The 15,215-nt window shown below is 62.0% G+C and carries 18 protein-coding genes, 1 tRNA gene and 1 pseudogene; 5 read left to right on the top strand and 15 right to left on the bottom strand.

What is annotated here, in order from left to right; translation table 11 throughout:
* Positions 1-480: 480 nt before the first annotated feature.
* A complete protein-coding gene (locus ABAC460_RS37355) occupies positions 481-1,533 on the bottom strand; it encodes a COX15/CtaA family protein (RefSeq protein WP_031236861.1) in 1,053 nt (350 codons plus the stop codon).
* A 152-nt stretch (positions 1,534-1,685) separates the two neighbouring features.
* On the opposite strand from ABAC460_RS37355, the gene ABAC460_RS37360 reads away from it, so the two are divergent.
* Together ABAC460_RS37360 and ABAC460_RS37365 are read left to right on the top strand one after the other, a co-directional pair.
* Entirely contained in the window at positions 1,686-1,943 is a 258-nt protein-coding gene (locus ABAC460_RS37360; protein WP_023453829.1) for a transglycosylase, read from the top strand.
* Positions 1,944-1,946: 3 nt separating this feature from the next.
* The gene (locus ABAC460_RS37365; RefSeq protein ID WP_023453830.1) at positions 1,947-2,195 is read left to right on the top strand and encodes a DUF2842 domain-containing protein; all 249 of its coding nucleotides are present in this window, start codon (positions 1,947-1,949) and stop codon (positions 2,193-2,195) included.
* A 1-nt stretch (position 2,196) separates the two neighbouring features.
* Here ABAC460_RS37365 and ABAC460_RS49720 read toward each other — a convergent pair whose 3' ends face one another.
* The 4 genes from ABAC460_RS49720 to ABAC460_RS37380 all read right to left on the bottom strand — a co-directional run bounded on the left by ABAC460_RS49720 (position 2,197) and on the right by ABAC460_RS37380 (position 4,540).
* Positions 2,197-2,373 carry a hypothetical protein gene (locus ABAC460_RS49720; RefSeq protein ID WP_023453831.1) on the bottom strand — a complete coding sequence of 59 codons (177 nt, stop codon included), beginning with the start codon at positions 2,371-2,373 and terminating at the stop codon, positions 2,197-2,199.
* A gap of 302 nt (positions 2,374-2,675) precedes the next feature.
* Positions 2,676-2,948, bottom strand: a complete 273-nt coding sequence (locus ABAC460_RS37370) for a hypothetical protein (protein WP_023453832.1) — start codon at positions 2,946-2,948, stop codon at positions 2,676-2,678.
* 22 nt (positions 2,949-2,970) lie between these two features.
* A complete protein-coding gene (locus tag ABAC460_RS37375) occupies positions 2,971-3,867 on the bottom strand; it encodes a glycine-rich domain-containing protein (protein ID WP_023453833.1) in 897 nt (298 codons plus the stop codon).
* A gap of 73 nt (positions 3,868-3,940) precedes the next feature.
* On the bottom strand, positions 3,941-4,540 hold the full coding sequence (locus ABAC460_RS37380) for a hypothetical protein (RefSeq protein ID WP_023453834.1): 600 nt from the start codon (positions 4,538-4,540) through the stop codon (positions 3,941-3,943).
* Between the two features lie 158 nt (positions 4,541-4,698).
* Here ABAC460_RS37380 and ABAC460_RS37385 point away from each other — a divergent pair, with 158 nt between their 5' ends.
* Both ABAC460_RS37385 and ABAC460_RS37390 read left to right on the top strand, forming a co-directional pair.
* Entirely contained in the window at positions 4,699-5,607 is a 909-nt protein-coding gene (locus tag ABAC460_RS37385) for a hypothetical protein (protein ID WP_023453835.1), read from the top strand.
* 106 nt (positions 5,608-5,713) lie between these two features.
* Positions 5,714-5,790, top strand: a tRNA-Pro gene (locus tag ABAC460_RS37390).
* Positions 5,791-5,859: 69 nt separating this feature from the next.
* Here ABAC460_RS37390 and ABAC460_RS48340 read toward each other — a convergent pair.
* The 6 genes from ABAC460_RS48340 to ABAC460_RS37420 form a co-directional block, all read right to left on the bottom strand.
* Entirely contained in the window at positions 5,860-6,381 is a 522-nt protein-coding gene (locus tag ABAC460_RS48340; protein WP_023453836.1) for a MerR family transcriptional regulator, read from the bottom strand.
* Between the two features lie 38 nt (positions 6,382-6,419).
* A complete protein-coding gene (locus tag ABAC460_RS37400) occupies positions 6,420-6,722 on the bottom strand; it encodes an integration host factor subunit alpha (RefSeq protein WP_023453837.1) in 303 nt (100 codons plus the stop codon).
* 178 nt (positions 6,723-6,900) lie between these two features.
* Positions 6,901-7,881: a beta-ketoacyl-ACP synthase III gene (locus ABAC460_RS37405; RefSeq protein WP_031236863.1), complete on the bottom strand. Its 981-nt coding sequence runs from the start codon at positions 7,879-7,881 to the stop codon at positions 6,901-6,903.
* Between the two features lie 15 nt (positions 7,882-7,896).
* Complete coding sequence (plsX, locus tag ABAC460_RS37410) at positions 7,897-9,024, bottom strand: phosphate acyltransferase PlsX (protein ID WP_023453839.1); 1,128 nt, start codon at positions 9,022-9,024, stop codon at positions 7,897-7,899.
* A gap of 106 nt (positions 9,025-9,130) precedes the next feature.
* Positions 9,131-9,670, bottom strand: a complete 540-nt coding sequence (locus tag ABAC460_RS37415) for a YceD family protein (protein WP_023453840.1) — start codon at positions 9,668-9,670, stop codon at positions 9,131-9,133.
* Between the two features lie 12 nt (positions 9,671-9,682).
* Positions 9,683-10,264: a ubiquinol-cytochrome C chaperone family protein gene (locus ABAC460_RS37420; RefSeq protein ID WP_023453841.1), complete on the bottom strand. Its 582-nt coding sequence runs from the start codon at positions 10,262-10,264 to the stop codon at positions 9,683-9,685.
* Positions 10,265-10,407: 143 nt separating this feature from the next.
* Between ABAC460_RS37420 and ABAC460_RS37425 the strand changes: the two genes are divergently transcribed.
* Entirely contained in the window at positions 10,408-10,902 is a 495-nt protein-coding gene (locus ABAC460_RS37425) for an outer membrane protein assembly factor BamE (protein ID WP_023453842.1), read from the top strand.
* Positions 10,903-11,467: 565 nt separating this feature from the next.
* On the opposite strand, the gene ABAC460_RS37430 is transcribed toward ABAC460_RS37425, so the two are convergent.
* From ABAC460_RS37430 to ABAC460_RS50170, 4 genes and pseudogenes are all read right to left on the bottom strand, one after another.
* Positions 11,468-13,615, bottom strand: a complete 2,148-nt coding sequence (locus tag ABAC460_RS37430; RefSeq protein ID WP_023453844.1) for a sodium-translocating pyrophosphatase — start codon at positions 13,613-13,615, stop codon at positions 11,468-11,470.
* A 258-nt stretch (positions 13,616-13,873) separates the two neighbouring features.
* A complete protein-coding gene (locus ABAC460_RS37435) occupies positions 13,874-14,296 on the bottom strand; it encodes a hypothetical protein (protein ID WP_023453845.1) in 423 nt (140 codons plus the stop codon).
* Between the two features lie 76 nt (positions 14,297-14,372).
* Complete coding sequence (locus tag ABAC460_RS37440; protein WP_023453846.1) at positions 14,373-14,837, bottom strand: glycine zipper 2TM domain-containing protein; 465 nt, start codon at positions 14,835-14,837, stop codon at positions 14,373-14,375.
* A 15-nt stretch (positions 14,838-14,852) separates the two neighbouring features.
* Positions 14,853-15,215, bottom strand: a pseudogene (locus ABAC460_RS50170) (hypothetical protein); the annotation flags it as partial.

Here is a 15,215-nt window from a genome sequence, read left to right on the forward strand (position 1 = left end):
CTTTTTTCCAACGATGGTAGTCCGTCGAGGTCGATGGATTTTGACCACGGAAGTCACGGAACGAAGAGGAAAGACACGGAATTCAGGACGGCCGATCCTCCGCGCGAAGCGCTTTATTTGACATTGCTTCAGGTGACGCTCAGTCCGTCCAGCAACCGGAATTCCGTGAGTTCCGTGCGCGCCGCCACAGGCGGCGTTTCAGTGTTTTTCGTGTTCCTCTTAAAAGCCTCCGGTTTGTCTGAAGCGTTCAAGAGGAACACGGAACACACGGAGGCCGCTGCGCGGCGACACTGAAAACACGGAATTCAGGATGCTCCGACACATGTGCGTCGTATCTTGCCCAAGCCAGGAAGGCGCTTCGCGCGGGCGTTTCGGCTACTGGAATTCAGTGCCTTTTCGTGTCGCCGCGCAGCGGCGTTTCCGCGCCTTCCGTGGTTTGATTCTACCGGCTTTGGACGAGAGAGCGCACCGTATTCCCGATCAGAAGCCGCTCGTGCGGAAGACACGGTCGGCGCGGAAGACCCGCCAGGTCAGTACGGTCACCAGGATCAGCAGCAGCACCGCCAAGATCTGGTGCGACAGGGCCAGCCAGATATTGACCACAGTCACCAGGGTCGCGATACCCAGAGCCGCCTGGGCCCAGACCAGGACCGCCGCCAGGGTGCCGGTCGAACGCAGGGCGTCGTCATTGGCCTTCTGGTTCATCCAGACGATGAAGACCACGCTGTAGATCAAGACCAGATAGGCGTTGATACGGTGCATAAACTGCACCAGGCCCTGATCGTGCAGGAAGCTGTAGCCGACGCCCTTCGCCCAGTCGATCGCCGGCACGAATTCGCCGTTCATCAGCGGAAAGTCATTGTACACGAGGCCGGCGCGGTTACCCGCCACCAGGGCGCCCAACAGGCATTGCAAGAAGACCAAACCCAGGAAACCCGCCGCCGCGGCGCGCCACGGCAAGGGGGCCCCACGCCATCGCATTTGACCCTCCGCGGCTTCCAGCGCCGTCCACACGGTACCGATCAGCAGCAGCAAAGCCATGCCCAGGTGGAACATCAGCATTTCAGGGGCGACGGCGACGCGGAATTCCAGCCCGCTCTTCACCATCAGCCAACCGACCAATCCCTGGAACGCCACCAGACCGACCAAGGCGCCGCAGCGCCAGATCAGGCGCCCCGGAATTTCCTTGAGCAGCAGGAAGGCGGCGAAGCCCAGGACGTAGACCAGGCCCAGGCCGCGGGCCAGGAGACGATGCGTCCATTCCCACCAGTAGATGCCCTTGAATTCGGACACGGTCATGCGCGGGTTGATCTGCTTGAACTGAGGAATCTTCTTGTATTCCGCGAATTCCTGCTGCCACTCACCGTCATTCGTCGGCGGGATGACGCCGTGGATCGGCTTCCATTCCGTAATCGACAGGCCCGACTGGGTCAGGCGGGTTGCGCCGCCGACACCGATCAGCACGACGATCACGAAGGCCGCTGCGAACAGCCATGCCGCCACCAGAGGGGACCTTAAGGGGAGTCGCGCCATGAAGCCCTGTCTCACTCTATACTTTTTACCTGTTGCCGGAGCCGTGCCTTGCCGCGCGCGCCGTAAGGCGGTAACAAGGCTGAGTCCGGTGCGGCCAATTTGCCCACACCGCCCTGCCGAATTCAAGCGGCGCACGAAAAGAAATAGCGGTCATGAACGCAGAGAACTACATATTGGCGACGCTCGCCGGCTTTGTCGTCGGATGGATCGCCAATGCCATGAGCAAGTCGCGCTTCAGCTTTCCGATCAACCTGTTCGTCGGGGTTTTCGGCGCCGTGTTGCTGAACTTCTTCGTCCAGACCTCGGACATGCTGGACGACAAATTCATGTCGATTCTTCTGGTGTCCCTGGTCGGTAGCACCGTGCTGCTGGGCCTGTTCCACCTGACCCGCCTGACCGAGAAGCGCTGAGTCATGAGCGACGAGAAAAAGCCCGCCCAAAAGACGATTCTGGGTCTGCCGCAACGCCGCGCCATCGCCTGTGCCGGCATCATCGTCTTCCTGTTCTTCTACGTCTGGCTGGTCGCGTCGCTGGGGGAAATGATTCGCGGTGGCCCCATCACCGCGCTGATCTTCTACGGCCTGGCCGGGACGGTCTGGGGCCTGCCGCTGATCCCGCTGATCGCCTGGTCGGAACGGTATCAGTGGAAAAAGAAGAAGTAGCTCAGCCCAGCCGGTCGTCGTCTCGATCGACTTGCGCCGGGGTGACAATGATCGGCCGACTACGCAGCGCGTCGCGGCGGCGCTGACGGTCACGCTGGTTCAGCGCGAGAACCAGAAAAGTCAGGACCGCCAGCATGGCAGTGATGGGAAACCAGGCCTGTTGCAGGAAGTCGGTCATCTTTAGGCTCCTTGGGTATTCAAGACAGCGTAAAGATTAGGGATCGGGAAATCTGATCTCAATGCGATTTTAGAAATGCTGACGGCTGGGGACCAACGAAATCCCACAGTCAGCGGGCCAAATCCCCCACCGTCTCATTTGCTTCCAGCAAATGATCCACGGCACGGGCCGCCCCGCTCCCCGTATAACGGGGAGGTATAAGGTATTGGTAATTTTCAACTATTCCACCTAACTAAACATAATTGCGGGCGAATTTGCAAAGTTTGAAAGTGGCAATTTCATACCCGTTCGGCCATTTCAGCCTAGTCGCCGCCGCCTCCCCCGCCGCCGCCGTCACTGCTGCTGCTCCCGCCGTCGCTACTGCCGCCACTGTCCGAAGCACCTCCGCCATCGGAGGTGTTGCCGCCATCGTTGCTGCCCCCGTCCGTAGCGGACCACCACAGAAAGCCCGATCCGCTGTCGCCGGACGTATCGCCGCCTGTTCCGCCACCGCGGCGGCCGCTGCTGATGGCAAAGGTAACAATCACAATGACCACGATGATCGAGATCACGATTAGAACCAGTCCTATATTCATCTGTCTCTCTCCTTTTGCTAAATCAATCGCCACCACATCCGCCGCCGCAGCCTGAGCTGCCGCACCCGGAACTACACCCGGAGCTTCCGCCGCACCCGCCGCCGCTGCCGGACCTCCGGCCGCCAGTGTTGGGTGCCAGGTACATCAACATCCAGATCCCCAGGAAGACTGTCGCCATCAGCGCACGGCTGTAGTCCATCGGCAGAAGCCCTTTGGTCATGTCGTGGGCGAAGTCGCCATACATCCAGGTCAGGAACCCAACGAGCGGAACGCCGACGATGAAAAATCCGGCCAGTCCGCCGATCTTGAGGTTTTTCAGGTTCAGCGCCATCAGGATGACGGCCATCACCGCGAAACCGGCCCAGGCCAGGACCGTATCTGTGGCCGCTATGGCCTGGGTCGCGCAGCCAGCCAGCATCAGGGCCGATGCGGACGCCAGGCATAAAAAAACCTGCCGTTTCGGCAGGCGGATCACATGAGATGTGCGGCTGTTGGTTTCGAACCGTTGCCGGGGGCTGGGCCATATCGCCACGGGCGGCGGGGTGCCGAACTCGGCTTCGTAAAGGTCCAGGGTTCGCCGGTAGGCATCGAAGTATTTGGCATCCTCGGCCACGCCGCCCTCGGTCGGGCTGTGGTGGATCTTCCGCCCCAGGGTCCGGTCGCAAAAACGGTCCCAGTAGTCGCGCGTATAGATGAGGTGCAGGTGCCAGGCTTGATCGACATCTTCCGAGGGCGTCAGCACCGTGCCGGATATGCAGATGAGGTAGATAAACCTCTTATATTCCTCAACCGTTGCCTGGGCATGGGCGTAGGACCAGTCATTGTCCCGGGCCAGCCGGCGGCTGAAGGGCAACACCGCGTCGGCGGCGTCGATATCGTAGGCATTCAGGGCCTGCCACAAGGCCATATCAGTCTTCATTCAGTCTCCTCTTTTTCTGTTTTCCTTACGCTTCGGAGTATACGACAGTTATGTGACGGTTCAATGACGCCGCTCAATCGGTAGAGGTGTTTTCGGCATACAAGAAGACCACCTTGTCGTTCTGCAGCCGGACCGTGATGGAGGTTCGCCAGCCCTCACCGCCGCCGCCGAAAACCAGCCAACCGCCGGTTTCCAGGCCCGGCTTTCCATAGAGGGCAACCAGATCGGCGCGCGTCACGCCCAGGCGGACCTTTCCGCTGATAACGACAGGCTGAAACTTGGCCGGAAGGGCGGGACACGTACCCGCGGGCGCGTCGCCCGATGTCAGGGATTTGACCGTCACCGCGTCGACGCCACCTTCACCCATTTCGTCGAAGGTCGCCAGCCAGACTCTTTCGCGCCGTTCCGGCAGGTCGTAGCAAAGATATTGGTAGTAGGCGCCCCCCAGCTCGCGCACCGACCCCACGCCCAGGGACTTGGCGATTACCTGAAGCTTGTCTTTACCAAAGCCATGCTGAAAAGCGCCTAAGGCAAACCGGTCGACGGCCGGCCCCTTGGGATTGAACGGCCCGGCGTGAGGATCAACCATCGGAGACGGCGGCGCCGGCAAGTCGGCAGCCAGGGCCGCGCCCGATAGCAGCAGTCCGCATAGTGTCGCCAGAATCGTCCGCATCGTCCCTCTCCCCGTTTTGCCACCTGACCATAGCACGAACGCCACGATATGGCGCGTTCTTCTCCGGGAAAATTACAAATCCTGTTAATCCGTTGTCGCCCGGCAAAATCCGTGTATCAATGATTGCTTTGGTTAACGGGCTTTTACAGGGGGCTCTCATGATCTTCAAATCCAGGACCTTTTTCGTCGTCCTGACAGCGGCAACATGCCTTTCGCCTCTGACGGCGCTGGCGCAATCCGCTGTCGATCCGTCGGGCATCGTCAACTATCTGCGTGACGCCGGCAAGGTCGACGACGAGATGACCGGCGCGCCGGATGTGGCGGGCTCGGGCTTCGCCGTACCGGGGACCGGCGGCGTGGTGACCGATGCGGGCTCTGCGGCGACCGACAGCGCCGGCGCCGTGGGCACCTGCGACGCCTATTTCACCAAGTCGCAGTCCATGTCCACCGACCTGAGCACGGCCTTTACCGCCATGAACCCCAAGGATCCGGCCAAGATGGCGGCGATCCTGCCGGCTTTGCAGCGGCATCTCGACAGCCTGCCCGCCGCGGAAGTCCGGGCGGAGGTGTGCAACGGCAACCATATCAACGCCTACACCACCTATCAGAACGTCGTGCTGGGGGTTCAGCGCGACAAGGGCATCGACACCGGCTTCCCGGCCATCCTACCGGTGGTCAAGCAGCCGGAACTGAACCATTCGTCCGTCGCCTACACGGTCGGCTGGATCAAGTACGAACAGGGTGACTTCCCGGGCGCCCTGGCGGCGTTCAACAAGGGCCTGATCATGTTCCCGCATAATCACCCGCTGCAGAACGAGTATCTGGCGACCCTGGTGCAGATGCAGAACGGCCCGGGCATCGTGGCCTACGCCGAAAAGATACTGTCGCAAACCTATGACCTGGACGACACCATGCGCGGCAAGGTTTGGGCAGCACACGGGCTGGGCCTGTTCTTCAGCGGCAAGGTCAAGGAGGCCGACGACTCGCTGAGCGTGTCGCTGCGGTACAATTACGACCCCAGCGTCGTCGAGCTGCAGACGGCCCTCAAGCAGGCCGCGGGGCAGTAGGTTCGGGGGGCAGCAGGTTTCTCTGAATAATTCGGAGACGGGGATTGCAGACGCGAATTTTCGTCTCTATAAGCCGCCTTCCTTCACCTTTGTTGTGAAGTGATGACGGAGCGTGGCGCAGCCTGGTAGCGCACTTGACTGGGGGTCAAGGGGTCGCAGGTTCGAATCCTGTCGCTCCGACCATTGAATGAAAAAGCCGATCCTTTACGGGATCGGCTTTTTTTCTGTCTTAGCGGCAGGCCGGTTCAGGGATTACGAGAATTTACCGCGGGGCTGGCCCCGGCCGCCGGTGCGGCCAATATGGCGGCCCAGATGCTCCTGGGCTTCCTCAAGCGCCTTGGCGATGTTCAGAAAACGCTCGCGTGTCTCCTGGGACAGCATCTTGGCCTGAAGGCCGTCGAGATCCTCGGCGAAGTCGAACATCGACTTGCGGACCTGTCCGGCGTCTTCCGGCATGTCGTCCTGCGGCACGACGCCCTGTTCGGTGACGTAACCGCCGGCGCCTTCGCTGCCCGGCGACAGGATCGCCTTCTGGCCTTCATCCTTGAACAGTTTCTGGACGCCGCGAATGGTGTAGCCGCGATCGTACAGCAGGGTCTTCACCCCCATCAGCAGTTCGATATCCTGGGGACGGTAGAAACGGCGGCCACCGGCGCGCTTGGTCGGACGGATGAAGGGAAACTTGGTTTCCCAGAACCGCAACACATGCTGCTGCACGCCGACATGGTCGGCGGTCTCGGAAATGGTGCGTAAGGCTAAAGGCCCTTTGGTCACTGTGCGTCCTGCTCAGTCGTCTCTGAAAATGGGTGTGCCTAGCTTTCGGCCCCGGCGTCGACCCGCGCCTTCATGATCTGGGAGGCGCGGAAGCTGATCACCTTGCGGGGATCGATGGCGGCGGGTTTGCCGGTCTTGGGGTTGCGGCCGACGCGGGCGTTCTTTTCGCGGACCTGAAAGACGCCGAAGCCCGAAAGCTTGACCATCTCACCGCGTTCCAGCGCATCGACCACCAGGTCCAGGGTGCGCTCGACGATGGCGGCGCATTCCTGGCGGGGCAGGCCCAGCTCGTTATGCACGTCTTCAAAAAGTTCGGCACGCGTCAGAGTTTGCGATTTCATGCTCAGTTGCCCCGGGGATTGATGGTCGCCGTATGTCGGGGCCCGGACTCACATTCCGAGCCGCACCCCGGAGACAATGCCGCAAAATCCCGTTGCCGTCAAAGGCTTATGGCGATCTTATGACAAAAAACATGAGTCAGGCGAAATCGCTGATTTTCCGCCCGTTTTGGGGGAAGCCCTACAGCCGGATCGCCGCGGCGCCCCAGGTCAGGCCGCCGCCCAGGGCTTCGATCAGCACCAGGTCGCCCGGCTTCACCCGGCCGTCCTGGACACCGCAGTACCAGGCCAGCGGAATCGACGCCGCCGAGGTGTTGGCGTGCATGGCTACCGTCGAGATCACCTTGTCACGGTCCAAGCCCAGTTTGTCCGCCACGCCATTCAGGATACGCTGGTTGGCCTGGTGCGGAATGAACCAGTCGACGTCGGCTATGTCGAGGTCGGATTTTTTCACCGCATTTTCAGCGGCTTCCGAGATCTTATGCACGGCGTGCTTGAACACCTGGTTGCCCTGCATGCGGATCTTGCCGATGCGGTTCGAGTCCTCAAACACCCCACCGTCGACATACAGCAGGTCCATCTTGGAGCCGTCGCATTGCAGGTCGAAGCCCAGGATACCGCGATCGGCCGAGGTCCCCTCACCTTCCACCGGCTCCAGCAGCACGGCGCCGGCGCCGTCACCGAACAGGATGCAGGTGCCGCGGTCGGTATAGTCGAGAAGCTGGCTCATCACCTCGGCGCCGATGACCAGGACGCAACGCGCGATGCCACGGGCAACGAAGCCGTCGGCAACGCTCAGGGCGTAGACGAAGCCCGAGCACACGGCCTGAACGTCGAAAGCCGCACACGGGCGGGCGCCCAGTTTCTGCTGGACGATCGACGCGGTCGAGGGAAACGGCATGTCGGGCGTGGTGGTCGCGACGATGACCATGTCGACGTCGTCCGGCGACCGACCTGCAGCCGCCAGGGCAATCCTGGCGGCTTCGACCGCCAGGTCCGAAGTCTTCTGGCCCGGCACCACCTTGTGGCGCTGGCGGATGCCGGTCCGTTCGACGATCCAGGCGTCGGACGTATCGACCATCTTGGTGAAGTCGTCATTGGTGACGATCTGTTCGGGCAGATATCCACCTACCCCCGTGACCGCCGATCTCAGCATAGCCATGCTTTTCGAAGTACCTTACTGTCCCGCCACGGCGGTAATATTTGTATCCACCGCGGTTGCGGCAAGGGGGGCCGGATGTTCCGCTACGCTTTGCGAAAAGCGTGCCAGAGCGGCGGCAATGTCTTTTTCATAGTTGCTGGCGGCCAGGGAGACCCCGACGTTGATCGCATTGGAGAAGGCGCGCGCTTCGGCGCCGCCGTGCGATTTGATGACGATGCCTTTCAGGCCGAGCAGAGGTCCGCCATTGCCAGCGCCGGGATCGATGCGCCGCGCCATGGCTTTCAGCGCCGAACCGGCCAGCAACGCGCCCAGCATGGCCAGGGGCGACGACTTGAAGGCGTCCTTGAGCAGGTCCTTGATGAAGCGCGCCGTGCCTTCGGCCGTCTTCAGGGCGACATTGCCGGTGAAACCATCGGTGACAATGACGTCGACGGTGCCGTCGCACAGGTCGGTGCCTTCGACAAAGCCATAATAGTTCAGGCCCAGGGCATTTTCACGCAGAAGCTGGTGGGCTTCGCGGACATCATCGTGGCCCTTGACGTCTTCGGAGCCGATATTGAGCAGGCCGATGCTGGGCTTTTCGGTACCGCGCAGGGCGCGGTGGAAGGCGGCGCCCATAATGGCAAATTCGATCAGCTGGTGCGCGTCCGAAGTGACATTGGCGCCGACATCCAGCACGGTGCCGAAACCACGCCGGTTAGGCCACGAACAGCCGATGGCCGGCCGTTCCAGGTCCGCCGTCAGCATCTTCAGGATCATCTTGGACAGGGCCATCAGGGCGCCGGTATTGCCGGCCGAGATGACCGCGCGGGCCTCCCCCGATTTGACGGCGTGGATGGCGTTGGCCAGCGAGGTGTTGCGGCGGCGGATGGCCTGGGCCGGCTTTTCGTCCATGGCGACGAACTGGTCGGTGTGGACGACCACACTGCGGGCCTTGAGCGCCGGCAGGCGGGCCAGTTCCGGATCGATCTTCGCCGAATCGCCGTGAAGCTGGAAAAACAGGTCCGGCCGGGCCTCAAGGGCGATGGCCGCGCCGGCCACCGTCACCGCCGGGCCATGGTCGCCGCCCATGGCGTCGATGGCGATGACAAGCGCGCCGGCGGGAATCAAGGCGGCCTGGGCAGGTATGGAGTCGGTCGGCACGGAGTGGAAAGACCTGTAAGATGGTTACGCGAAAACGAGCGGCGGACGATAGCGTGAGTTCGCAACTATGCAAGCGATATTGCGGAGGTGCACCGTCGCGCCTCTCTTACTCCTCGCGCTTCAGTTTGGCCAGTACTGCAAATGGCGACGGTTCACGTTCGACCTCGGGTTCCTCGAACACCACGCCCGGCTTGCGCGCGAACGGGTCATAGGCCTCGCCGAGGGCTTCGATGACATACTGGCCCAGGTCGATCTGGCCATTGCTGATGACGTCGGGCTCATCGAGGTCGTTCAGCCGCAGTTCGTGCTCGCCGACTTCAACAACCTGGTTGGTGACCCTGGCCTTTTCGATGCAGTCGATCTCCAGGTCGCCGGACAGGCCGTGGCTGAAGGGCTCCAGGCTGACGCCGCATTCCTGGGTGACGTTTCCATCGAGCGACAGTTTGATATGGACCATCGGCACCGGGCCGGAAACCGGCCGGGTTTCGACATGGGCCGTCAGGGCGTCGAGCGAAACCATGCCGAAGCCTTGCGCGATAACGGCGCGACGTTCTTCGTCCGCCGTCAGTTCCAGTTTCAGCCCGCGCAATGCGGTGTCGAAGCGTACCTTGTGTTCCCACAGGCCCTTGTCGTCTTGCGTATCCATGGTCCCCACTCCTTACGCGGCTTGGTCTAGCGCTGCCGGCTCGGGCCAGCCGATACGGCCGGCCAGCAGGTCGGCCGTTGTCAGGCCGGCGCGTGCATTGTCTATATAGTCAGTCAGGGCGCCGGCTTTAAGGCGTCCGGCTTCGGAGACCTCTTCGTCGTCGCCGGCATAGATGGTGCGCGCGGCGTAGTCGCCCCTCGCCTCCCCATCGGCGCCTTCGCGCCACATCTCATCCCACTTGGCCAGGCGGGTATAGACCACCTGGCCGATCGTCTTCATCTTCTTGGGTACGGTCAGGTCGCCCGTGCCCTGTTCGCGCAGGGTGTCGTCCAGCGCCAGCAGGAAGGCATCGAACAGGGCCTGGGCGGTGTCATCCGCCTGTTCGGTCTTTTCGGATTTCAGCCGTGTTACAACCATGACCACGTGAAGGGTCAAAAGTTCGAACCGGGCGCCGATTTCATCGGCCACGCCATAGTCCAGATAGAAGCGCGGCAGGCGCGCCTGGGAGACGCAGGCGGCGTACAGCCGGTCGCCGGTCGCCTTGACGGGACGGGGTTTGAACAAGCCGGTGAATACGTCGAGGAAGCTGGCCATCTTACCCTCCGCGAACGTCGCCGGACGGCCACGATCGTGGTAAAAAAATTACTGGTCTTTCGCCTTCATTAGGCCTTATGCTTGCCGTAAGCCGTATTTTCCGATAGGTCAAATACCGTTTTTACTTGTCTCACAGGATATCCATGCGCCTGCCTTCCTTCAAGACCGTAGCCCTGCTGAGCGCCGCCACCGGCCTGATGGTCCTGGCTTCGGCCTGCGCGCCGACCGTGACTCACAATGGTTACCTGGCCTATGACGCCTTGCCGTCGCGGGATATTGCTGTCGGCGATACCAAGGCGACCGTTCTGGACAAGCTGGGGGATCCGTCGCAGACCTCGACCTACAAGCCGACGGAATGGTACTATATCGACCAGACGTCGCAGCGCATGACCTACAAGCAGGCCAAGGTCACACAGCGCAATGTGACGGTGATCAATTTCGACCCGACGGGCCAGACGGTGACCGAGGTCAAGACGCTTTTACTGGCCGATGGCCGCGAGCTGACGCCGAACCAGAACAAGACCCCGACCCGTGGTCGCGCCCTGACAGCGCTGGAGCAGGTTCTGGGTACGGTCGGCCAGCAGCGCATCGACAACAGCAGCGACACCAACCCCGGCGGCCGCCGCCGCCGCGAGTAGGTGTTGCGATCTTTTTGAGTTTCAGGAGCCTCCGGTTGTTGCCGGAGGCTTTTTTGATTGGGAGCCCCGAGACGGTCCAGCCCGCCTTGCAAGAGGAACACGGAAAACACAGAAGGCCGCTGCGCGGCGACACGGAAGTCACGGAATTCCGGTTGATCCCTCTCCTGCGCGCAGCGCCTTAATATAAGCTCCGCCTGCGTCAGAAGGTCCGCGATAACGCTGTCCATCTGGCTATTCTGGCTTATCTGTGGACCACCTCACAGACGTCGCCACCGGTCCGAACGTTGGCAGAATTGACCGCCATCGACATGGCGGAACCTACGCAAAGGGTTGTCCACAGATAAGCCAGAGAAGCCAGATGGAGGGTGTCTATGTACGCCACAGGCGCATTCTGCAGACATCAGAAGGGGCTTCGCGCGGGAGATTGAACGCCCGGAATTCCGTGACTTCCGTGCCGCCGCGCAGCGGCCTTCGGTGTTTTCCGTGTTCCCCTTGCGCTGTTTCAGAACGAACAAAAAAGCCCCCGCCGTTGCCGGCAGGGGCTTCAAAGTCAGATCAACGGGGCTTAGTGGCCAGCCAGGACCGCCAGCATCAGCAGAGCGACGATGTTGGTGATCTTGATCATCGGGTTGACGGCCGGGCCGGCCGTATCCTTGTAAGGATCGCCGACCGTGTCGCCGGTCACCGAGGCCTTGTGGGCGTCGGAACCCTTCAGGTGCTTCACGCCGTCCTTGTCGATGAAACCGTCTTCGAAGGACTTCTTGGCGTTGTCCCAGGCGCCGCCGCCCGAGGTCATCGAGATAGCGACGAAGATGCCCGTGACGATCACGCCCAGCAGCATGGCGCCGACGGCTTCGAAGGCCGGGACCGCGCCGCCGAGGTAATAGACAACGGCGAACAGAACGACCGGCGACAGAACCGGCAGCAGCGACGGGATGATCATTTCCCGGATCGCGGCCTTGGTCAGCATGTCGACCGCGCGGCCATAGTTCGGCTTGGACGTGCCGGCCATGATGCCCGGATCCTCACGGAACTGACGGCGGACTTCCTCGACCACGGCCTGAGCCGCGGTGCCGACGGCGGTCATGCCCATGCCGCCAAACAGGTACGGCAGCAGGCCGCCGATCAGCAGGCCGACGACGACCCACGGCGACGACAGCGAGAAGGTCAGGTTTTCCATGCCGACGAAGATGCCGGTGGTGGCGGTTTCGGCGAAGTGCTGCAGGTCGGAGGTATAGGCGGCGAACAGCACCAGGGCACCCAGACCGGCCGAACCGATGGCATAGCCCTTGGTGACTGCCTTGGTGGTGTTGCCGACAGCGTCCAGGGCATCGGTCGTGTGACGGACGTCGCTGGGCAGGCCGGCCATTTCGGCGATGCCGCCGGCGTTGTCAGTGACCGGGCCAAAGGCGTCCAGGGCGACGATCATACCGGCCAGGGCCAGCATGGTGGTGGTCGCGATGGCGATGCCAAAGAGGCCGGCCAGCAGGTAGCAGGAGATGATGCCGGCGCAGATGACCAGAGCCGGGATGGCGGTGGATTCCATCGAAACGGCCAGGCCCTGGATGACGTTGGTGCCGTGGCCGGTCACCGACGCCTGGGCGATCGAGACGACCGGGCGCTTGCCGGTGCCGGTGTAGTATTCGGTCACGACGATGAAGGCGGCGGTGACGGCCAGGCCGACGATACCGCACCAGAACAGGGTCATGCCGGTGAAGGCATGCGGCGCACCATCATAGGTGATGACCGTATCGACGCCGACGAAGAAGTGGATGACGGCATACAGGGCGGCAACCGACAGGACGCCGGTGGCGATCAGGCCCTTGTAGAGCGCGCCCATGATGTCGTTGCTCTTGCCCAGCGACACGAAGAAGGTGCCGATGATGGACGTGAAGATACAGACGCCGCCGATGGCCAGGGGCAGCATCAGCATCATGTTCAGAAGCGTGGGATTGTCACCGAAGAAGATGGTGGCCAGGACCATGGTCGCAACCGTGGTCACGGCGTAGGTTTCGAACAGGTCGGCGGCCATGCCGGCGCAGTCACCGACATTGTCACCCACGTTGTCGGCGATGGTCGCCGGGTTGCGGGGATCGTCTTCCGGGATACCGGCTTCGACCTTGCCGACCATGTCACCGCCGACGTCGGCGCCCTTGGTGAAGATACCGCCGCCCAGACGGGCGAAGATCGAGATCAACGAAGCGCCGAAGCCCAAGGCGACCAGGGCGTTGATGACGTCGCGGTCGGTGGGCGCCAGGCCCAGGGCCACGGTCAGGACGGCATAATATCCCGCCACGCCCAGCAGCGCGCCGCCGGCCACGAACAGGCCGGTCACCGCGCCGGCCGAAAAGGCCATGTTCAGGCCCTTGGCCAGGCTTTCCGAAGCCGCCTGAGCCGTACGGACGTTGGCGCGGACCGAGATCAGCATGCCGGCATAACCGGCGGCGCCCGACAGGATGGCGCCGACCGCGAAACCGATCGCCGAAAGGTGGCCGAGAACAAAAAAGGCCAGAACGAAAATCACCACACCGACGATGCCGATGGTGATGTATTGGCGCTTCAAATAGGCGGCCGCGCCTTCCTGGATGGCGGCGGCGATCTCCTGCATCCGCGCATTGCCGGCATTGGCCTTCATCAAGGACAAGGCCTGTACGACACCGTACAGCAGTCCCACTATGCCGGCCCCAATGGCCAGCATCAAAGCATTATTCATAATTTACCCCTGTATCATTATCAGGAGGTGCGGGTCAGGGGCCGCCCTCCGGGTTTTCGGGATCAGAACAGCGCCAGAATTGCTTTCGAAATCGAAAGAAAATCAGCCCCTTGCTTTCTGATTGGGGCGGAGAGTGCCAAAAGTCGAAACCAGTTTCAAGGCAAGAAAACGCGGCAAGCCATTATAGTCAAAGGCTTTGCCGCGGGTGCGAATATTGTTGCGACGCACCCAAAACCGTTGTTATGGAAATACAAATACTTAGCTTAAATGCTTCTTTGGGCTCTGCGACAGGATATCGATTGATTTGATATTGCCGGGCCCGGCGATCTTGACGAATTCGGGCATCATGACCGATTTGAACCGCGCCTCGTCCAGCAGGTCGTGGCGCTCGGTCTGGCCGAACGAGATTCGGTGCGAGACGCGGATCACCGTATCGCGGAAGACGGGCTCAAGCTCGCGCAGCTTGCCCTCCGGCGCCGTCATCGACAGGTTGATGCGGATGCTGAGGAACAGATAGTTGACGACCTGGCGGTCGCGCATCACCGGGATACCGACCGAGGCCAGGCGGACCGAGGGTTCCGCGGCAGTTTTGGATCCGTGCTCACTGGCCTGCGCCGCGCCGGCGAGGAGGCCTATTGGCAAGGCGGTAAGGACGAAACGGCGACTGGGTAAGCGGGACATGGCCGATATTTTCGCCACAAAGGGTTTAAGAATCGAAAAAGGCCCCCTGTTTCCAGAGGGCCTTTTCGCTTTTATTTTACCAGCGGTCGTCATCGCGGCGGCCTTCGCGGTAGCCATCCTCATAGCCGTCGCGATAGGCCTCGCGACCGGTGTGGACGCGGTCGTAGGAACGGCGGTTCGGCCGGGACTCGTAGTAGACGACGCTGTAGCCGTCCGGCGCCTCGCGCGGCTCGTAATACCCGTTCTCGTACGAGTAGTAGTCGCCGTTGTAGCACTTCACGCTCTTCTTGCCGGCGTTATGGCCGATCGAGCCGCCGATGACGGCGCCACCGACCGTGCCCAAACCGCGTTCGTTCTTGGAGACCTGTGAGCCAATAGCGCCGCCGATAATGGCGCCGACAATGGCGCCGTTGCGGCCGGCCTCCTTCTTGCGCTGATAGCAGTAGCCGTCATAGTCCTGGGCCGAAGCCGCCATCGGGACGGCCATCAGGGCAGCCAGTGTGGCGGCCAGGGTCAGTTTCAGGGTGTGTGCCTTGATCATGGTTTTTCTCCTTCCTCAGTATGGACGATAGCTACGGTCGCGAGAGTCGCGATCCGAATGCCAGACGCCGTAACGGTCGTAATAGCCCTCACGATAGGTGGAACGGCGGTAGTAATAGCCGTCGGCGTGGTAGCCGCGGTCCAGGCCGTTCAGGCGGTAGTCGGGCCCGTTACGGTCGTTGTAGCCGTCGCGATAGCCTTCACGATAGCTGTCACGGCCGCGGTCGTTGCCGTAGGTTTCGGTGTATTGGCGGCGGTCGCGATTGTCGTAGCCATCACCGTAATAGGCGCCTTCGTAGCGCTCATAGCGGCAGTTAACGCTGTCGTCGCCGGCCGCGCCGCCAATGGCGCCGCCCACGACCGCGCCGGCCGGACCGCC

It is taken from the genome of Asticcacaulis sp. AC460 (assembly GCF_000495795.1).
Taxonomy (GTDB): Bacteria; Pseudomonadota; Alphaproteobacteria; order Caulobacterales; family Caulobacteraceae; genus Asticcacaulis.